Consider the following 19238-nt stretch of genomic DNA (forward strand, 5'->3'; position numbering starts at 1 on the left):
TAGCTTAAATGGATAGCAATAAAAAATACTGGAAAGGTTTAGAGGAACTGAACAAAACGCCGGAATTTGTTGAGAAAAATAAGCACGAGTTTGCCGAGCCGTTGCCTATTGAGGAATTATTGAGTGGTGCGGGTTTGCAATCAAGAACTCCGCGTCGTGATTTCCTTAAAGCGCTTGGTTTTGGTGTGGGTGCGGTTACTTTGGCAGCCTGCCAGCGTGTACCTGTTCACAAATCAATCCCGTACCTGATTAGGCCAGAGGAGATAACTCCGGGCGTTCCTAACTACTATACATCAACGCATGATGGCCACGCTATATTGGTAAAAACCCGCGAAGGTCGCCCTATTAAAGTTGAGGGTAACCCTAAGGATCTTTTATCAGGTGGGGGTTTAAGTGCGCAATCACAGGCATCAGTTTTAGAATTATATGATGTTAACCGCGTGCAAGATCCTTTATTAAAAGGCAGCACAAGCAGCTGGAACGAGGTTGATGCTTTTGTAAAGAAAGAATTAGCTGCGGTACAAGCCGGCGGTAAAAAAATACGCATCGTATCATCAACAGTTAACAGCCCTTCAACACTGGCTGTTATTGCTGATTTTGTTGCCAAATACCCTGCTGCAAAACACATCAATTACGATGCGGTATCATATACAGGTATTATAAAAGCTAACGAAGCCAGCTTCGGCAAAGCGGTAGTACCTCACTATAACTTTGATAAAGCCGATGTTATTGTAAGCTTCGCGGCCGACTTCTTAGGAAGCTGGATCTCCGGTGAAGAGTTTACAAGACAATATGTTTCAAACAGGAACATGAAATCACTGGAAGAGAAAAAAATGTCTCGCCACATCCAGTTTGAAAGCGGCATGAGCGTAACCGGTACCAATGCCGATGCGCGTATCCCGGTTAAACCGTCTGAACTTGGTTTAGCGGTTATCAACTTATACAATGCCCTTTCAGGTACTACATTGCCGGGTTCAAAAGAACTAAGCACAAAATCTGCAAATACCGCTATCACCCTTGTTGCAAAAGAACTTATTGCTGCAAAAGGTAAAGCATTGGTAGTTGCCGGTGCAAATGATGTAGCTACGCAAACAGTAGTAAACGCTATCAACGCTTTGTTGGGCAGCTACGGTACTACTATCGATATCGAAAATCCATCAAACCAGTTTAAAGGTAACGATGCCGAATTTGTTGAGTTTGTTAACGAAGCGAAACGCGGCGAAGTTGGCGCGGTATTCTTCCTGAATGCCAACCCGGTTTACGATTACTTTAACAACAAGGATATTACCGCTGCTTTAGCTAAAGTACGCTTAAAAGTATCTTTCTCTGATCATAATGATGAAACCGCTGCTGCTTCAACAGTAATAGCGCCAAACCACCATTACTTAGAGTCATGGGGTGATTCAAACGCTATATCAGGTTTCTATACCGTGGTACAGCCAACCATCAACCCGGTTTACAATACACGCCAGGCAGAGCAAAGCTTATTAATTTGGGCTGAAGCACCTGTGGCCGACTATTACACTTACGTTAGAAATAACTGGAGCAATAGCCTGCTTGCATTAGGCGGTTTATCAGGCCAAAGCGGTTGGGAAACTTTACTGCAAACGGGTTTAATCACTACCGCGCCAAAACCGGCAGGTACTTATACAGCAGCAGCTAACGTTAACGCGGCAGCACAAGCTATTGTTAGCCAATCGGCAAAAATTACTGCCAGCGGCGAGCAAGTTGAACTTCAAATTTACCAAAACACATCAGTAGGTGATGGCCGTTACTCAAACAACCCATGGTTGCAGGAGCTTCCGGATTCGGTATCAAAAGTTACCTGGGATAACTATGCTGCCATTGCCCCTAAAACAGCCGAGAAATTAGGTTATGCAGAAGGTGATGTAGTAAAAGTTGAAGCTAATGGTTATGCTGTTGAAGTGCCGGTTTTAATACAACCGGGCCAGGCACAAGGCACTGTATCAATAGCCGTAGGTTACGGACGTACAGCGGCCGGACCGGTAGGTAACAATGTAGGTAAAAACGCTTATCCGTTCTATACTTACAGCAATGGTACACTGCAAACTTCACTGGTTGCTACCATTTCAAAAACAGGCGATGTATCGCCGCTTGCGCTAACACAAACTCACCACTCTTTTGAAGGTCGTGAGGCTGTTATCCGCGAAACTACTTTTAAAGAATTTGTAAAAGATCCGGCTTCAAAAAGCGGTCACGAAGAAAAACACAAAACTTATGATTTGTGGGAAAAATCTTCGAGCAGCGTGCACGAAAGACCTGCTTACGACTGGAAAATGGCTATCGACCTTAATGCCTGTACTGGTTGCGGTGCTTGTATTGTGGCTTGTAGCGCCGAAAATAACATACCTGTTGTAGGTAAAGACGAAGTACGCCGCCGCCGCGAAATGCACTGGATACGTATTGACCGTTACTACAGCTACGAAACTAAAAATGGCGCGGTTACCAAAGAGAAAGAGATTGAGAAATTAGAAGATCTTGACCATGTAACCGTTGTTCACCAACCGATGCTTTGTCAGCATTGCGATCACGCTCCTTGCGAAACTGTATGTCCTGTACTGGCAACCGTTCACTCATCTGAAGGTTTGAACCAAATGGCTTACAACCGTTGCGTAGGTACCCGTTATTGCGCTAACAACTGTCCGTTCAAAGTACGTCGCTTCAACTGGTTCAACTACTGGAACGATTCACGTTTTGATAACTACCTGAACAACGAGCATACGCAATTGGTGCTTAACCCTGATGTTACTACCCGTTTCCGTGGTGTAATGGAGAAATGCTCAATGTGCGTACAACGTATACAATCAAGCAAACTGAAAGCTAAAATTGAAAAACGTCCGTTGGTTGACGGCGAGATCAAAATGGCTTGTCAGCAAACATGTTCAGCAAACGCCATCATATTCGGTAATGCTAATGATCCTAACTCTGAGCTTTCAAAAGCATTAAAGAGCGAAAGAACTTATTATGTGCTTGAAGAGCTTAACGTACAACCGGGTATCGGATACCAGGTTAAGGTTAGAAACTCATTTGAAACTGAATTAGAAGCTTAATTAATACAACAGAGATATAAAATATGGCATCTCACAGTGAATCAATAATCAGGGAACCGTTAATTACCGGCAAGGATATTACCTATGCCCGCATTACTAACGAGGTACTTTTCCCTGTAGAAAATAAACCAAACAAAGCCTGGTGGATAGGCTTTATCACCGCCTTTTTAGGTGCGATGCTTTGGGTGGTAGCTATAAGCCTTACCTTTTGGTACGGTTTGGGCGAATGGGGCTTAAACAAAACTGTAGGATGGGCCTGGGATATTACAGGTTTCGTATGGTGGGTAGGTATCGGCCACGCCGGAACGCTTATTTCGGCCGTATTGCTACTGTTCCGTCAAAACTGGCGTAACTCCATCAACCGCTCGGCAGAGGCGATGACCATTTTCGCGGTAGTTTGCGCGGCTACATACATTGTAGCGCACATGGGCCGCCCATGGTTAGCTTACTTCTGTTTACCATTACCCAACCAGTATGTACTTTGGGTAAACTGGAACTCGGCGCTGATGATGGACGTGTTCGCGATCTCTACTTACTTCTCGGTATCGCTGGTGTTCTGGTACACAGGTTTATTGCCTGATATCGCGTCGATCCGCGACCGTGCACCAAGAGGACTTCGCCGCCGCATCTATTCTGTATTATCATTCGGCTGGACAGGTTCAGTTAAAACCTGGCAGCGTTTCGAAACCGTGTCGCTTATTTTGGCCGGTATATCAACACCACTGGTACTTTCGGTACACACCATTGTATCATTTGACTTTGCTACGTCGTTAGAGCCGGGATGGCACACCACCATCTTCCCTCCATACTTCGTTGCGGGTGCTATCTTCTCGGGTTTCGCCATGGTGCAAACACTATTACTGATCACCCGTAAGGTATTAGGTTTAGAGAACTACATTACCATGTTCCACATCGAATCAATGAATAAGATCATCATCTTAACGGGTTCAATTGTGGGTGTGGCTTATATCACCGAGTTCTTCATCGCATGGTATTCAGGGGTTGAGTATGAGCAATACGCTTTCATCAACCGTGCAACCGGTCCGTACTGGTGGGCATACTGGAGCATGATGTCATGTAACGTGATCTCTCCGCAGTTGTTCTGGTTCAAGAAACTGCGCCGCAGCATTCCGTTCTCATGGTTCCTTTCGGTAGTAGTAAACATCGGTATGTGGTTTGAGCGTTTCGTAATTATCGTAACCTCGTTACACCGCGATTACGTTCCATCGAGCTGGGCTATGTTTTACCCAACCTGGGTTGACTTAGGTGTGTTCATAGGCTCTATCGGTGTGTTCTTTACCTTGTTCCTGTTGTTTATCCGCGTATTACCATCAGTGGCCATGGCCGAGGTGAAACTACTGGTGAAAACAGCGAGCGAGCAAGCCAAAAAGAAACTGATAGATTCAGGTACGCTTGATAAAGAGCACGTAGAGGAATACCTTGAATCATTAAAGAAATACGATAGTGTTGATTTGGCCGATTACGAAATTCAAAAATAAATGAGCAGCACAAAATTTATATTAGGTCTTTTTGATGATCCGGATGATCTGTTACACGGGATCGAGAAGTTACAAAAAAATAGCGTACCTATTTACGATGTTTACTCACCAATGCCAATACACGGTATTGAGGCTAAATTAGGTATCAAAGAATCACGTTTAGGTTATGCCGCTTTTTGCTTTGGCTGCCTGGGTGCAACAGTAATATTCAGTATTATATATTATACCCTGGTACACGATTGGCCGATGAACATTGGTGGTAAACCAACCACATCTGACTGGTGGGCGCCATTAACCCCGGTGTTTATACCATTCACATTTGAGTGGACCATATTATTCACCGCGTTTGGTATGACGTTTACCTTCTTTGCAGCCACACACCTTTTCCCGGGCCGTGCGCCAAGGGTAATGGACCTTAGGGCAACTGACGATCGTTTTGTGATCGCTATTGACGCCAAAGGCAATGTGCCGCACGATGATATCACTAATTTGTTAAAAGAAGCAGGAGCTGTAGAAGTTAAGCATAACGACAGAAAATATGTTAGCTATGAATAAGTTTAAAGTATTGGGGACAACGGTTATCGCTATCGCTGCATCGGTATTCATTACCTCATGCAAAGATAAAAGAAGCACCGGTTGGGAATACGCCCCCAATATGTATGAGCATAAAGCGTATGAGCCTGATCAGGCTAATCCAAATTTCGCTGATGGTAAAACCGCGCAGGTGCCACCCGCAGGTACAATACCGGTAGGTTTTCAGAGATTCGATTTTCCGAACACCCGCGGTGGTTATGATAGTGCAAGTGTTGCCGTTAAAAACCTGTTGCCTGCTACTGCAGCTAACTTAAAAGATGGTAAAGTGCTGTTCATCAGCTTTTGCTCGCCATGCCATGGTAAAACCGGGCAGGGTGATGGTGAAGTTGTAGCGCATGGTTATCCGCCACCTCCGTCATACTCAAAAGGTCAGTCATCACGCGGCGGCGAAATGAAAGACCTTACCGATGGTAAAATATATCACACCATTACTTATGGTGTAAACGCGATGGGGTCTTATGCTTCCCAGTTATCTCCGCAAGAGCGCTGGAAAGTGGTTTTATATATTCACCATTTACAAACTTTATAATATAAATTAAATGGGTACTCATAATAGTATTGACGAACGTTTTGAATTTTCAGGCAAAGTAAAAACCTGGAGTTTAATAGCTATTGTTATAGGTATATTAGGTATAGTATACGGCTTTTTGATTGATAAAAGCGAAGCCGGTGTACAACGTACTTTTTCGAGCTTGCTGCTCATGTCATATTACTTTGCCTGTGTAACTATGGCGGGTGTTTTCTTTTGCGCTTATCAATACATGGCGCAGGCCGGTTGGTCGGCTTCCATATTGAGGGTGCCGCATGCTTTGGCTAAAGTATTACCTATTGCAGGTTTAATATTAATAGTGGTTGCTACAGCAGGTTTGCTTACCAACCATGAAATTGTTGAAGACGGAAAAACAGAAACTGCTCCTTATTTATACGCGCATTGGGCTGCGCATGGTTTAACTACCCCAGGCACTGCAAACTACGATCCTATCATTGCAGGTAAATCAGGTTTCCTTAACATCCCGACCTTCTTTGTATTTATGGTAGTGGTATTGGGCTTGTACTCATGGTTCGGTAGCCTTTTGGTTAAATATTCAAACAACGAAGATGAGTTGGGCGGTATGTTCAACTACAATAAGAGCTTTAAAATGTCGGCTATATTTTTGGTGATCTTCGGTTTCACCTTCCCGATATTCGCTTTCGACGCGGTGATGTCATTAGACGCGCACTGGTTTTCAACCATGTTTGGTTGGTACAACCTTGCCGCCATGCACGTTAGCGGTTTAGCTGTAATTGCATTAATTGTTATCGTATTACGCAAACAAGGTTATATGCAATGGGTTAGAGAAGATCACCTGCACAACTTAGGTCAGCTGATCTTTGGTTTCTCTATCTTCTGGACGTATGTTTGGTTCTCTCAGTTCTTCCTGATCTGGTATGCCAACATGCCCGAAGAAACCATCTATTTCTACAAAAGATGGGAGCCTGAATACAAATTCTGGTTCTGGATCAACCTGGTACTTAACTTCTTGTCGCCGCTGTTACTGTTAATGTCTCGCGATGCGAAACGTTTAACCAGCCGCTTAGCTTTCACTTGCGTAGTGATATTAATTGGTCACTGGCTTGATTATTACCTGATGATTATGCCGGGTACGGTGGGTGAGCACAGAGCGTTAGGTGTACAGGAAATTACTATTACGATAGGTTTTGTTGGCTTATTTGTGTTCCTGACATTCAGAGCTTTAGCCGGGTTTAAGTCACTTATCCCTAAAAAGCATCCGTTTATTGAGGAGAGCCTTCATCATCACATATAATAAATTGTTATTTTTGCACTCAAATACAGAATACCAAACAAAATAGTAAAATGGCATTCAGAAAACTACTAAATTCTAAAAAACTACTTTCGCTTTTTGCGATGCTGACGCTGTTTGGCACTAACGTGCTAATGGCTGCCGAAGCTGCAACTGCCGCCGCTACCGATGAAAAACCGGGTGTTGGCTTAGGCCCATTATACTATGTGCTGTTATTCTTTGTACTGTGCCTGGTTGTTGCCGTTGTAGGTAAAATATTCAGGATATATGATCTGACACAACAGATACAAGGTAAAAAAGCCCTTAACTGGAATAACATTATGGGTATTGGCTTCCTGTTGTTCCTGATACTTGGATTGATTGGCGCTTACTGGGAATTTACAGTACAAGGTGCCATGATACTGCCTGAAGCGGCATCTATCCACGGTGTTAAAACCGATGAGATGTTCTTCATTACGTTTGGTATAACGGTAGTAGTGTTTGTAGTTACACAAATACTATTGTTCGGTTTCGTATTCAAGTACAAACACAATGCCGACCGTAAAGCTTACTACTATCCGCATAACAATACCATCGAAAAGATTTGGACCATTGCACCTGCTATAGTACTTACCGTGTTAGTGGTATTCGGTTTCTTCACATGGCAATCAATCACCAATTCGGTTAATACCAAAGGCGATTTAAATATTGAGGTTACCGGTCACCAGTTTGCCTGGGAGATCCGTTACCCCGGTAAAGACCAAGTTTTAGGTAAAAGCAACTTTAAATTAGTTAGCGGTGCCAATAAAGTAGGTGTTAACTTTAAAGATAAAAATAGCTTTGATGATATTACTGCCGATACTATTGTAATACCTGTACGTAAAACGATCAGATTGAACATACACGCACAGGATGTTATCCATAGCGTTTATATGCCTCACTTCCGTGTACAATTGAACGCGGTACCGGGTTTACCTACTTTCTTCAAGTTTACGCCAACCATCACTACTAAAGAGATGCAAACCAAGCTTGACGATCCGAAATTTCAATACCTGTTATATTGCAACAAAATTTGCGGTGGTGGTCACTACAACATGCAAAAAATTGTGCGCGTGGTTACCGAAGCAGAATATCAGCAATGGATATCACAACAAAAACCTTATTTGAGCGATCAGTTGAAGAAAGACTTAAAGTTTGCCGAAACAAACGAGCCAAAAAAGGAATCAGAAAACAGCAGGTTAGCACTTAATAATTAATAAAAAGAAATAATAGCGAATATGTCAACATTATCAGTTCAGGATCACGGAGTACATCATGACGAACACGGTCACGAACACCATCATGATACCTTCCTGACCAAATATATATTCAGCCAGGATCATAAGATGATCGCCAAGCAATTCCTGATCACAGGTATTACTATGGCTGTTATCGCGATGATATTATCTATCTTGTTCAGGATACAGTTAGCCTACCCTGATAAAGCGTTCCCTTTAATGGAAACCTTGTTAGGCCGTTTTGCACCTGAAGGTCGTTTAGATTCTAACTTCTACCTGTCGTTAGTAACTATACACGGTACCATCATGGTATTCTTTGTACTAACAGCCGGCTTAAGCGGTACTTTCAGTAACTTGCTAATACCATTGCAGGTTGGCGCGCGTGATATGGCTTCGCCATTCATGAACATGCTTTCATACTGGTTGTTCTTTTTGGCCAGCGTTATCATGCTAAGCTCTTTCTTTGTTGAAAAAGGCCCTGCCGGTCCGGGATGGACTATCTATCCGCCGCTATCTGCTTTACCAAAAGCAATGCCGGGTTCAGGTACAGGTATGACTTTGTGGCTCATCAGTATGGTTCTTTTCGTAGCATCATCATTAATGGGTGGTATCAACTATGTAAGTACTGTGTTGAACATGCGTACTAAAGGTATGGATCTTTGGAAAATGCCTTTAACTATCTGGGCTTTCTTTCTTACCGCTATATTAGGTGTATTGGCATTCCCTGTACTGGTTGCAGGTGTTGTATTGCTTATCTTCGACCGTAGCTTTGGTACCAGCTTCTACTTATCGGAAATTGTGGTACAAGGCCAGGCGATGCCTTTTGAGGGTGGTAGCCCGATATTGTTCCAGCACTTATTCTGGTTCCTGGGTCACCCGGAGGTATACATCGTAATTATGCCGGCATTAGGTATCTCTTCAGAGATCATCACTACCAACTCACGTAAACCTATCTTCGGTTACCACGCGATGGTTTATTCACTGATTGGTATTACCGTACTATCGTTCATCGTATGGGGACACCACATGTTTGTAACGGGTATGAACCCTTTCCTTGGCGGTGTGTTCATGATCACTACGCTGATCATCGCGGTACCATCAGCAGTAAAAACATTCAACTATTTAGCTACGCTGTGGCGCGGTAATATCAGGTTCACGCCTGCTATGCTTTTCGCTATCGGTTTAGTGTCTTTCTTTATATCGGGTGGTTTAACAGGTATATTCCTGGGTAACGCCGCGTTAGATATTAACCTGCACGATACCTACTTCGTGGTAGCTCACTTCCACCTGGTAATGGGTTCGGCGGCTATATTTGGTATGCTTGCCGGTGTTTACCACTGGTTCCCTAAAATGTTCGGTAAAATGATGGACGAGAAGCTGGGTTACCTGCACTTCTGGTTAACATTTATCGGTGCTTACCTGGTATTCTTCCCAATGCACTTTATGGGCTTGGATGGTGTACCTCGCCGTTACTATGCCTTCACAGAGTTTGAATCAATGTCACGCTGGTTATCAGTGAACACATTCATTACCTGGGCGGCTATCATGTCCGCACTGGCACAGGTTGCGTTCCTGTTCAACTTCTTTTACTCAATATTCTTTGGTAAAAAAGCGCCGCAAAACCCATGGGAGTCTAATACTTTAGAGTGGACTGCACCGGTTGAGCACATACATGGTAACTGGCCGGGCGAGATCCCAACCGTTTACCGTTGGCCTTATGATTACAGCAAGCCGGGTCACGATGCAGATTTTATTCCGCAAACAGTGCCTTACTCTGAAACCATGAGTTCAAACGTTCCGCATGATTTTGAAGACAATGCTGCCGGTTTGGAAGAACTTACCAAATGGACAAATGCACAAAAAGCTAACGAACAAGTAAAATAATTTAAATTACTGATCTGATCTTTTAGGGTATCTGTACCGGAAATTTTTCCCTCAACAGATACCCTAAATTTTTAGAAGATATTCAATGAGTAGTCCCGCATCAAAAAACAGATTTTTAAAGATCAACCTTATCACGATCGTTCTGCTTTTTGTATTGATATTGGCGGGAGGTGTAGTTAGAAGCACTGGTTCAGGAATGGGTTGCCCCGACTGGCCTAAATGTTTCGGACAGTTTATACCCCCAACACAATTATCAGAGCTGCCTAAAGATTATAAGCAGCAATATGCTGATAAACGTTTGGCCAAAAATCAGCGTTTTGCACACACGCTTGATGTATTTGGTTACAGCGACCTTGCACAGCGTATACGCGACGATAAATCTATACTGGTGCCCGAAGAGTTTAACGCCGCCAAAACCTGGACGGAATACGTTAACCGTTTGGTAGGCGCCATTAGCGGTGTGTTTTTATTGCTGCTGGCCATCTTTTCATTTAAATATGGTAAGGTGAATGTTTGGATACCTGTATTAAGCGTTTTTAACCTGATACTGGTAGTTTTTCAGGCATGGTTAGGCTCAATAGTGGTATCAACAAATTTGATAGCCTGGATAGTTACCGTACACATGCTTATTGCCTTGGCAATATTGGGTATTTGTATTTTAACCTATCATTTGGCTAAAACACATGGTAAACCACCCTTGCAAATAAAGGGTATTGTATATGTATTTACCTTTATCGCTTTGGCTTTAAGCGTAGTACAAATAGCAATGGGAACAGAAGTGCGTGAGCAAATAGATGCCGTGGCCGATCACTTTCAGGGTGGTTACCGCGAATCTTGGGTAAAGAACGCGGGTGAGATATTTCTTAATCACCGTAACCTTGCCCTGATGGTATTATTGGCTAATTTGATGTTATACGCGTTGATACGTCGTGGTTTTATACGCCATTCGGTACAACAGCAGTTAATGAGCTTCACCTTTTTGATGATCATGCTTCAAATAGTTACCGGCATACTGCTTTCATACTTCTCGCTGCCGCCTTACGCGCAGGCAGCGCATATTGTGTTGGCGAGCCTTATATTTGGGGCACAATTTTATTTGGTTTTAAATTTATACCGTACGGTTGATATACAGGGGGCGCGCAGATGAGCTGGAGTGACTTTTCGAAGCTGATTAAATTACGACTTACCTTTTTGGTAACGTTTTCGGCGTCGATATCATTTTTGATAGGCAGCAAGGTGAACGGCGAGATCGTGTGGGGAAATTGGATGATACTTATCATCGGTGGCTTTTTGGTTACCTCGGCAGCCAATTGCTTTAACGAGATCATAGAGAAAGACCTTGATAAGCTGATGCGCCGTACTGCCGACAGGCCAATACCTGCCGGACGTATGAATACCGGCCAGGCTTTGGTGATGGGCTTATTTATGGGGATATTTGGTACTTACCTATTAGGTAAGCTAAACCCTACGGCAGGCTTTTTATCGGTATTCTCTATTGTGTTATACGCGTTTTTATACACGCCGCTTAAGCGTAAATCGCCCATTGCGGTATTTGTAGGGGCTATACCGGGCGCGTTGCCACCACTTATTGGTTATGTGGCCGCTCATCCTAAAATTGATTACATAGCATTGATCTTGTTCGGGATACAGTTCGTATGGCAGTTTCCGCATTTTTGGGCTATTGCCTGGGTGCTGGATGATGATTATAAACTGGCCGGTTTCAGGCTGCTGCCGTCGGGTAAGCGCGATACCACCAGCGCGGTTTTCGCCTTTATATCCACCCTTATTATGTTGCCGGTAAGTTTATTGCCAACATATTATGGTTGCGGCGGTTATTGGGTAGGCGGCATATCGTTAATAGTAAGCCTTATATTTTTGTACTTTGGCTTTGGTTTGATGCGTAACCGCGATATTAAATCGGCACAAAAATTAATGTACGGCTCGTTTTTATATTTGCCTATAGTACAACTGGCATTTTTATTTGATTTTATAGGAAAGGTGTAATGATGATGGCTCAGATACAACAAGAAAAAGATAAGCTCGACCTAACGCCCAAGAAATTCAACATGTGGATCTTCATATTCACATCGTTTATGTTCTTCGCGGCGCTTACCAGCGGGTTTATTGTATACAGTGGGGGTAAGGGGCACGCTTTAAATTTAACCCTGCCGTCGGTGTTTTTATACAGTACTATTACCATTGCGGTCAGTAGTATTACCATGTTCCTGTCGTCGCGGGCTGCAAAAACATTGCAGTTTGGGCAACAACGAATATTTTTATGGCTTACCATATTATTAGGGATAGCCTTTTTTGCCATACAAATTTATGGCTGGGGTATTTTAATAGATAAACAGATCTATTTTATCAACCCCAACGCGTCCGTATCATTTGTTTATGTGTTTACGGCAATGCATTTAATACACATTTTGGCCGGTTTGTTGTTGTTAGTTAATACGCTTGTTAAAAGCTATCGCAACACAGCACAGGTTAAGAACTTGTATAACATGGAAATGTCCGCTATATTTTGGCATTTTGTCGATATTATATGGATTTATCTCTATGTTTTTTTACTTTTGAACCAGAATTAATTAATCTACAAACAAGTACAAATGAGTACAACAGTATCACAAATTGATGAAGTAAAAACAACGCCTTGGGCAGGTGGTAGATCTCCCTTCGCTGTTGAATATGGTAAAATGATGATGTGGTTCTTCCTCCTATCGGATGCGTTCACATTTTCATCGTTACTTATCGCTTACGGAGCATTGCGTTTTAGCGCGGTTAGCTGGCCGGCGGCAGATCATGTATTCCAATCAGTTCCGCTAACTACTATTGAGCATGGCGCGCCACTGGTGTTTGTAGGTATCATGACGTTTATTCTTATTCTTAGCTCGGTTACTATGGTATTGGCGGTTGAAGCCGGTCATCGTAACTCACGTAAAGAAGTAATAGGATGGATGATAGCTACCGTAATTGGCGGTTTCTTATTCCTGGGTTGCCAGGCATTAGAATGGAGCCACTTACACCACGAAGGTTTTTGGTGGGGGAGTATCCCGGGTCCGGAAGAACTTAAGCAATATTTTACTAAAGATGCTGTAGTATCAACCACTTACACACAACAGTTTGCTAACCTGTTCTTTACTATAACCGGTTTCCATGGTTTCCACGTATTTAGTGGTGTTATCATCAACATAGTTATTTTGATAAATACCATTGCAGGTACTTACCAAAAACGCGGCAGCTATTTAATGGTTGAAAAAGTAGGCCTTTACTGGCACTTTGTAGATCTTGTTTGGGTATTCGTATTTACCTTCTTCTATTTAGTTTAATAATATAAAAAGCATACAATCATGTCATTAGAACATACAGAGAATCACGAACACGGCGAAGCGCATGAAGGCATGACCCGTAAAAAAATAGTGGTAGTATTTTTAATATTATTAGCTGTAACCATAGTAGAGTTCTTTATAGCACTTTACCTGGTGCCAAAAGGCCACATGAAAATAGAAACCGCTAATCCGGTTTATATTTTGCTTACGCTGTTTAAAGCATACTACATTGTAGCATTCTTTATGCACCTTAAATTTGAAAAAGCAGGCTTAATATATTCGCTTGTAGTACCAATATTGTTCATCATCGGTTTAATACTTGTACTCACTAACGAAAGCCATCACTGGGTAGCTCTTTTCGCAAGATAATGCGCAATTCCGGTATTGGAAAAAAAATAATAATCCTGGTGCTCATATTAGCAGTACCGGGATTTTTATATTATTTACTAACTGTAGGCGGTAAAAACCGCTACAAAAGTCTCCCTTTCTTTGGCCCTAAGGTGCTTGCCAAAACAAGCCATAAGTTTCATGGCACGGTAATACCCGACACTATATTTCATAAGCTGCCGGCCTTTACCCTTACCGATCAGGAGGGCAAAGTGATTACGGATAGTACATTTGCCAATAAGATATTTATTGCAAGCTTTTTTTACACGGGCTGTGGCAATGCTTGTGATGTGATCAACGAAAACGTGCGTAAACTGGCTGTAACCTACCAAAAGAACAACATGGTAAGGTTTGTATCCATAACGGTTGATCCGGAGCATGATCAGCCTTTAATGCTGAAACACTATGCCGAAAAGTTTAAGTTGCCCGCCAGTAAATGGCTCTTTTTAACAGGCGATACCACACAGGTATATAACCTGGCGCAAAACGGCTTTCTGTTGAACGCTGCGAAGATGCCCGACGGACAATTTGTATTTAACGATAAGCTGGTGCTGATCGATGCTGAAAAACGCATCCGCGGATATTACCCGGGCAATAAGATACAGGAGATCACCCGGCTTAACGATGAGATAAAAGTGCTGATATCCGAAGAATTAAGAAAGATCAAAGCCCCTAATTAAAAATAAGTAATGACAGATAAGTTTATATTCAGGTTTGTAGCCGCCGTATCCATATTTGTATTTTTGGTAGTGGTAATACTTAACCGCAAAATTATACCTGCGCCTGCCGTATTGCCATCGTTCATCTACTTTTTACCCAAGCTTAATGCCATACTAAACGGTACGTGCAGCGTATTGCTGCTGGTATCGTTATACTACATTAAAAAAGGCAACATCACCCTGCACAAACGCATTAACATTTTAACGTTTTGCCTGTCGGCATTATTCCTGGTTTCGTACATAGGTTTCCATTACCTGGCACCCGAAACCAAATATGGCGATGCAGATCATAACGGTATAGTAAGCGAAGCCGAAAAGACCGCTGCGGGAGGTATACGTTATGTTTACTACGTGATACTGGTTACCCACATTATACTGGCGGCAGGCGTGTTGCCATTGGTTTTAATGAGCTTTTACCGCGGTTTGCAAATGCAGGTAGAAAAACACCGCAAACTGGTACGCTGGACGTTCCCGATATGGCTGTATGTAACCGTTACAGGCGTAATTGTTTATTTAATGATATCGCCCTGGTACAACTTTTAAGTTATTAATTCGTTAATTTTACAGTGATGAAGGCATTAAGAATATTATTGATTTTGGTAGTATTATCGTTATCGGTAGCAACCACACAAAAAGCAGTAGCGCAATGCGCGGCGTGTACCGCGGCCGTTGAAACAAATAACGCCAGCGGCGACACAAAAACCAGCGGACTGAACAGCGGTATTATGTATTTACTGGCTATGCCATATATTGCGGTTGCTATTGTAGGTTTTGTATGGTATAAAAAATACCGTCGTAAAAACGTTGCTATCCAGATGCGCAGTACCGAGAAACTGCATCTTAACTAATCTATAAAAACATTAGCTATGGCCCAAACTCCAAAAGCATGGGCAATGCTACATGCAAAATGTCCGCGATGCCGCCGGGGAAAGATGTTTGTGGGTGGCATGTACTCTTTCGGCAGTAACAAGATCAATGAACGCTGCCCGCATTGCGGACTGATGTTTGAAATTGAGCCCGGTTACTTTTACGCTGCCATGTATGTAAGTTACGCCCTTAACATTGCCGAAGCTGTTGGTATTGTTATAGCTACCTACACGCTCACGCACAATGCCGATTCGCCATGGTTGTACACCTGCGCCATTTTAGGCGGATGCTTTTTGCTGGCACCAATAAATTTCAGATATTCACGTGTAATATTGCTGTACTGGTTATCGCCCAAGATACACTATCAGCCTTATTTAGATACCGATGATAATAAAGGAAACACTTGATTTTTTAAAGGATTTAACGGTAAATAACAATCGCGAATGGTTTATGGATAATAAACCGAGGCACGATAAGGCCCGCGAGAATGTTATTGATTTTACCGGCGAACTGATAAAAGAGGTCCACAAGATTGATCCGGCGGTTGATGAAAACCTCGACCCTAAGAAATGCGTAATGCGTATTTACCGAGATGTACGCTTCAGTCCGGATAAAACACCGTATAAACGCAATTTCGGCATCAGTTTATCGCGACAGGCCAAAGGCGTACGCGGATCAGAATACTATATCCACATTGAGCCCGCTAAGGCTTTTGTAGCTGGTGGCTACTGGATGCCCGAAGCCGCGCACCTGAAAGCCATAAGGCAGGAAATTGATTATAACGCCCATGAGCTTAAAAGTATAGTTGACGAACCCGGCTTTGTTAAACTATTCGGCAACTTCCGCGATCAGGAGAAACTAAAGACCTTACCGCGCGACTATGCCGCCGATAATGAAAATATTGAACTGCTGAAGCTGAAAAGCTTTATCGCTTTCCGTAATTTGGAGGATAAGGAACTATTGCAAAAAGACCTGGTTAAAAACGTGGCCGACCTTTGCAGTAAGATCTATCCGCTTAATGTATTTATAAATAACGCAATTGCTTAATATTATGAAGATAAAACACCTTTTTTTAGCCGCGTTCCTGTTGATGGCATTACAAGCATGCGTGGTAATGTCGCCCAAAAAGCACAAAGCCATGCTGGCGCAAATTGATTCGTTAACCAACCGTACCAGTACGCTGGAAGAAGAGCTGGCCCGCCTGCGTGCCGATAGCTCACGCATCAATAAAGAACTGGCCGATTTACAAAGTAACTACAACACCGTTAATGGTAATTTAAAGGCGACATCGAGCAAGGTAAACCAACTCTCCGCCGACCTGCAAAAACGTGAAGCCCGCCTGAAAGAAGTAGAAGATATTCTGCGTAAACGCGACGAAGCCACCAACGCCCTGCGCGATAAACTGCAAAAAGCACTGCTTGGTTTCCAGGCCAGCGGTTTAACGGTTGATATCCGCAATGGTAAAGTATATGTATCGCTTACCGATAAACTGTTGTTCCCGTCGGGCAGTATTGTTATTGACGATAAGGGTAAACAAGCCCTGCAACAACTGGCCGTAGTATTGAATAAAGAAACCGATATCAATATATCAGTAGAAGGCCATACCGATGATAAAAAGGTGATCAGCCTTGGGCAGATCAAGGATAACTGGGATTTGAGCGTATTGCGTGCAACCTCTGTTAGCCGCTACCTTACCGAAGTAGAGAAGATAGACCCGCAACGTATCACCGCGACCGGCAAAAGCCAGTACCAGCCTATCGACCTGGCAGGTACTAACGAAGCCCGTGCACGTAACAGGCGTATCGAAATTGTGCTCTCGCCAAAGTTAGATGAGCTGTACAATTTGATAACGAAATAAAGAGTTTTTAAACTCCATTCACGCGTCATTGCACGTGGTGAAGTAATGCCTCTGCATAGTTTAGAGATTGCTTCACTGCATTCGCAATGACGTTTTTATTTGGAGTTTGAAATGATCTGCGCCAAACAAAAACACAGACCTGACATACCCTAAAAAATGCGGCATCGTAAGGAATGGGTAGCACTGTCACTGCTAAAGCACGAACGTTAATAATTCCTTGCGCAGCCGCAATGTTATTCACGGTTGTTCGTTTTAAGGCGTTCATGAGATCGCTACGCTCAGTTTTTCTTTGGTGACTTTCTTTTTTGAGAGAAAAAAGAAAGTTACATCCACTAACGTTCAATTATAGCACAACCATTCCTAACGAAGAACTACATAACAATAGATGCTTCGTACCTCAGCATGACAGTGTGGGATTATGGCTATTGCTAATCAGAGGTTAATTTTATGAGTTTTTTTCCTATACCCCCTTGTTACCATAAACCTACCATAAAACTCTTTCTCATCCACAATGCTGTATCCATAGTCAGTAAATAATTTACCGGTATCGGGTAATTTGGCGGAATCAATGCTTTTAAGGAGCTTGAAAAACACGATCATGCTGTTTAAAAGCAGCCATTGCCACCACTTGCCGGTTAACTGAAAATCGGTATCGAGCCATAGTGCGCCGGGTTTTAAAAGGCTGTCGATATGTTTGAAGGTGGGGCTTAGTTTTTCGTCGGTATAGTTGTCTAATAGGAAAGGGGTGATCACTACATCAAAAGACTGTAGCATATTTACGTTTTCTACGGCGTTGTTAATAAATGTAATGGTATTGCCTGCCGCTTTTCGTTTTTGGGATAGCGCCGTCATTTTAGCGGAAATTTCCACATAGGTGATATGCAGCCCTGATGGATGTATCGCCGCGATATCTTCGATAATTCGACCGGTGCCGCCGCCAATGATAAGTATCTGCGCATTTGCAGGGATAAGCGGCAGCAGGCATTGCTGTGCTTGTATAGGCGCGTTGCCATACACCAATCGCGATAGCCAATCATAAAAACCGGCGGAGCTATCGTAATTAGAGGCCATGATTGTTGATCAAGCTGAAAGCGGCTACAAACACGTATTGCAGTATCAGCACCCCATCTAAATAAAAGAAATAGTAATACTCGTTCTTTTCCCAGGTTGAGCGGAAGATGAGCCAGCCGGTGAGCACAACGGTGAAAGTAAGGGCGAAGAAATCGGTGTTAAAGCCGTTATGTCTGAACAGGAAGAGCAGTACTATATAGCCCGCCAACAGAAACTGGCAAAACAGGTAGGCATTTCTTTCGCCCCAAACTACGGGAATGGTTTTGAGGCCCGATTGACGGTCCTGAAAGAGGTCGCGGATATCAAACGGCACTGTGAGCGCGCCGATGAACAAAAAACGCTTGGCGGATAGAATAACCATGTCGCGCATGGATACATCGGCAATATGCCTAACCTGCGCTTCGAGGATGGGCAGCAATACACAGCTCAATACCCAAACCGAGGTTATTAAAAAGGGCTTTAAGCCGGGGATGTTACGCAGGCCGAACTTTTGATCGCCAAGGGTAAACAGGGGCAAGCCGTAACAAACGGAAACTATCCCCATAAATACCAGTAATATTTTTGAGGCCGTGCCCACCATGAAAAACAAAGGGGCAAGCGAGAGGAGGCAAATAATGGTAAAGCTCACCATCAACCTGTAATGACTAAAAAACCAGCGCACCCTTACATAGGGCGACTTTTCGGGATATTTTGGTCGGGTAATAAGTATGCAGAAATTATAGATCCCCAATGTAGAGGTAAACAGCAAGGCCAGCACCGCGAACACCGGTTTCGCCCCGATGAGGTGGAAAGTGACCAGCCCCTGCGCCACAGCGCATAAAGCCATAAACACATTGCTGAAAAGCAAAAAATCGAGTATTGGCTGTAGCAGTTTCTTCATGATTGGTTAACAGCCTGCAAG

The 19238-nt window shown here is 43.2% G+C and carries 20 protein-coding genes; 18 read left to right on the top strand and 2 right to left on the bottom strand.

Going from position 1 to position 19238, the window contains the following annotated elements; all coding sequences use genetic code 11:
• Positions 1-8 precede the first annotated feature (8 nt).
• The 18 genes from AC07NA_RS13620 (at position 9) to AC07NA_RS13705 (ending at position 17266) form a co-directional block, all read left to right on the top strand.
• Positions 9-3071: a TAT-variant-translocated molybdopterin oxidoreductase gene (locus tag AC07NA_RS13620; RefSeq protein ID WP_494898099.1), complete on the top strand. Its 3063-nt coding sequence runs from the start codon at positions 9-11 to the stop codon at positions 3069-3071.
• A 23-nt stretch (positions 3072-3094) separates the two neighbouring features.
• Complete coding sequence (nrfD, locus tag AC07NA_RS13625; RefSeq protein WP_345211625.1) at positions 3095-4570, top strand: NrfD/PsrC family molybdoenzyme membrane anchor subunit; 1476 nt, start codon at positions 3095-3097, stop codon at positions 4568-4570.
• Complete coding sequence (locus tag AC07NA_RS13630) at positions 4571-5125, top strand: DUF3341 domain-containing protein (protein WP_345211626.1); 555 nt, start codon at positions 4571-4573, stop codon at positions 5123-5125.
• The gene (locus AC07NA_RS13635; protein WP_345211627.1) at positions 5118-5693 is read left to right on the top strand and encodes a c-type cytochrome; all 576 of its coding nucleotides are present in this window, start codon (positions 5118-5120) and stop codon (positions 5691-5693) included. Before AC07NA_RS13630 ends, AC07NA_RS13635 begins: the two co-directional genes overlap by 8 nt.
• 10 nt (positions 5694-5703) lie before the next feature.
• Positions 5704-6969: a quinol:cytochrome C oxidoreductase gene (locus AC07NA_RS13640; RefSeq protein WP_494898100.1), complete on the top strand. Its 1266-nt coding sequence runs from the start codon at positions 5704-5706 to the stop codon at positions 6967-6969.
• 50 nt (positions 6970-7019) lie between these two features.
• Positions 7020-8201 (top strand): cytochrome c oxidase subunit II, encoded by a 1182-nt coding sequence (locus AC07NA_RS13645; protein ID WP_494898101.1) that lies wholly within the window; start codon positions 7020-7022, stop codon positions 8199-8201.
• A 21-nt stretch (positions 8202-8222) separates the two neighbouring features.
• Positions 8223-10106 (top strand): cytochrome c oxidase subunit I, encoded by a 1884-nt coding sequence (locus tag AC07NA_RS13650; protein ID WP_345211630.1) that lies wholly within the window; start codon positions 8223-8225, stop codon positions 10104-10106.
• Positions 10107-10191: 85 nt separating this feature from the next.
• Entirely contained in the window at positions 10192-11253 is a 1062-nt protein-coding gene (locus AC07NA_RS13655) for a COX15/CtaA family protein (RefSeq protein WP_345211631.1), read from the top strand.
• Positions 11250-12110, top strand: coding sequence for a heme o synthase (cyoE, locus tag AC07NA_RS13660; RefSeq protein WP_494898102.1), 861 nt, complete (start codon positions 11250-11252; stop codon positions 12108-12110). The genes AC07NA_RS13655 and cyoE overlap by 4 nt, the downstream gene beginning before the upstream one ends.
• A complete protein-coding gene (locus AC07NA_RS13665; protein ID WP_494898103.1) occupies positions 12110-12694 on the top strand; it encodes a cytochrome c oxidase subunit 3 in 585 nt (194 codons plus the stop codon). Before cyoE ends, AC07NA_RS13665 begins: the two co-directional genes overlap by 1 nt.
• 21 nt (positions 12695-12715) lie before the next feature.
• The gene (locus AC07NA_RS13670; protein ID WP_494898104.1) at positions 12716-13435 is read left to right on the top strand and encodes a cytochrome c oxidase subunit 3; all 720 of its coding nucleotides are present in this window, start codon (positions 12716-12718) and stop codon (positions 13433-13435) included.
• 21 nt (positions 13436-13456) lie between these two features.
• A complete protein-coding gene (locus tag AC07NA_RS13675; RefSeq protein WP_494898105.1) occupies positions 13457-13804 on the top strand; it encodes a cytochrome C oxidase subunit IV family protein in 348 nt (115 codons plus the stop codon).
• A 38-nt stretch (positions 13805-13842) separates the two neighbouring features.
• The gene (locus tag AC07NA_RS13680) at positions 13843-14502 is read left to right on the top strand and encodes an SCO family protein (RefSeq protein ID WP_494898106.1); all 660 of its coding nucleotides are present in this window, start codon (positions 13843-13845) and stop codon (positions 14500-14502) included.
• Between the two features lie 9 nt (positions 14503-14511).
• A complete protein-coding gene (locus AC07NA_RS13685) occupies positions 14512-15084 on the top strand; it encodes a DUF420 domain-containing protein (protein WP_494898107.1) in 573 nt (190 codons plus the stop codon).
• A gap of 26 nt (positions 15085-15110) precedes the next feature.
• On the top strand, positions 15111-15389 hold the full coding sequence (locus tag AC07NA_RS13690; RefSeq protein ID WP_494898108.1) for a hypothetical protein: 279 nt from the start codon (positions 15111-15113) through the stop codon (positions 15387-15389).
• Between the two features lie 18 nt (positions 15390-15407).
• Entirely contained in the window at positions 15408-15815 is a 408-nt protein-coding gene (locus AC07NA_RS13695) for a DUF983 domain-containing protein (protein ID WP_345211639.1), read from the top strand.
• On the top strand, positions 15793-16455 hold the full coding sequence (locus AC07NA_RS13700) for a DUF2461 domain-containing protein (protein ID WP_494898109.1): 663 nt from the start codon (positions 15793-15795) through the stop codon (positions 16453-16455). Before AC07NA_RS13695 ends, AC07NA_RS13700 begins: the two co-directional genes overlap by 23 nt.
• Positions 16456-16459: 4 nt before the next feature.
• Positions 16460-17266 (top strand): OmpA/MotB family protein, encoded by an 807-nt coding sequence (locus AC07NA_RS13705; protein WP_494898111.1) that lies wholly within the window; start codon positions 16460-16462, stop codon positions 17264-17266.
• Positions 17267-17698: 432 nt separating this feature from the next.
• On the opposite strand, the gene AC07NA_RS13710 is transcribed toward AC07NA_RS13705, so the two are convergent.
• Together AC07NA_RS13710 and AC07NA_RS13715 are read right to left on the bottom strand one after the other, a co-directional pair.
• Entirely contained in the window at positions 17699-18337 is a 639-nt protein-coding gene (locus AC07NA_RS13710) for a class I SAM-dependent methyltransferase (protein WP_494898112.1), read from the bottom strand.
• Positions 18327-19217: a UbiA prenyltransferase family protein gene (locus tag AC07NA_RS13715; RefSeq protein ID WP_345211643.1), complete on the bottom strand. Its 891-nt coding sequence runs from the start codon at positions 19215-19217 to the stop codon at positions 18327-18329. The genes AC07NA_RS13710 and AC07NA_RS13715 overlap by 11 nt, the downstream gene beginning before the upstream one ends.
• Positions 19218-19238 lie beyond the last annotated feature (21 nt).

Source organism: Mucilaginibacter sp. GW821-FHT07G05, assembly GCF_059418565.1.

Excerpts from the sequence above, each read along its gene's own strand:
- AC07NA_RS13630 (WP_345211626.1), top strand. The coding sequence starts at position 4,571 with ATGAGCAGCACAAAATTTATATTAGGTCTTTTTGATGATCCGGATGAT.
- AC07NA_RS13620 (WP_494898099.1), top strand. The coding sequence starts at position 9 with ATGGATAGCAATAAAAAATACTGGAAAGGTTTAGAGGAACTGAACAAA.
- AC07NA_RS13635 (WP_345211627.1), top strand. The coding sequence starts at position 5,118 with ATGAATAAGTTTAAAGTATTGGGGACAACGGTTATCGCTATCGCTGCA.
- AC07NA_RS13650 (WP_345211630.1), top strand. The coding sequence starts at position 8,223 with ATGTCAACATTATCAGTTCAGGATCACGGAGTACATCATGACGAACAC.
- nrfD (WP_345211625.1), top strand. The coding sequence starts at position 3,095 with ATGGCATCTCACAGTGAATCAATAATCAGGGAACCGTTAATTACCGGC.
- AC07NA_RS13685 (WP_494898107.1), top strand. The coding sequence starts at position 14,512 with ATGACAGATAAGTTTATATTCAGGTTTGTAGCCGCCGTATCCATATTT.
- AC07NA_RS13695 (WP_345211639.1), top strand. The coding sequence starts at position 15,408 with ATGGCCCAAACTCCAAAAGCATGGGCAATGCTACATGCAAAATGTCCG.
- AC07NA_RS13710 (WP_494898112.1), bottom strand. The coding sequence starts at position 18,337 with ATGGCCTCTAATTACGATAGCTCCGCCGGTTTTTATGATTGGCTATCG.
- AC07NA_RS13715 (WP_345211643.1), bottom strand. The coding sequence starts at position 19,217 with ATGAAGAAACTGCTACAGCCAATACTCGATTTTTTGCTTTTCAGCAAT.
- AC07NA_RS13705 (WP_494898111.1), top strand. The coding sequence starts at position 16,460 with ATGAAGATAAAACACCTTTTTTTAGCCGCGTTCCTGTTGATGGCATTA.
- AC07NA_RS13645 (WP_494898101.1), top strand. The coding sequence starts at position 7,020 with ATGGCATTCAGAAAACTACTAAATTCTAAAAAACTACTTTCGCTTTTT.
- AC07NA_RS13655 (WP_345211631.1), top strand. The coding sequence starts at position 10,192 with ATGAGTAGTCCCGCATCAAAAAACAGATTTTTAAAGATCAACCTTATC.
- AC07NA_RS13670 (WP_494898104.1), top strand. The coding sequence starts at position 12,716 with ATGAGTACAACAGTATCACAAATTGATGAAGTAAAAACAACGCCTTGG.
- cyoE (WP_494898102.1), top strand. The coding sequence starts at position 11,250 with ATGAGCTGGAGTGACTTTTCGAAGCTGATTAAATTACGACTTACCTTT.
- AC07NA_RS13665 (WP_494898103.1), top strand. The coding sequence starts at position 12,110 with ATGATGATGGCTCAGATACAACAAGAAAAAGATAAGCTCGACCTAACG.
- AC07NA_RS13675 (WP_494898105.1), top strand. The coding sequence starts at position 13,457 with ATGTCATTAGAACATACAGAGAATCACGAACACGGCGAAGCGCATGAA.
- AC07NA_RS13700 (WP_494898109.1), top strand. The coding sequence starts at position 15,793 with ATGATAATAAAGGAAACACTTGATTTTTTAAAGGATTTAACGGTAAAT.
- AC07NA_RS13640 (WP_494898100.1), top strand. The coding sequence starts at position 5,704 with ATGGGTACTCATAATAGTATTGACGAACGTTTTGAATTTTCAGGCAAA.
- AC07NA_RS13690 (WP_494898108.1), top strand. The coding sequence starts at position 15,111 with ATGAAGGCATTAAGAATATTATTGATTTTGGTAGTATTATCGTTATCG.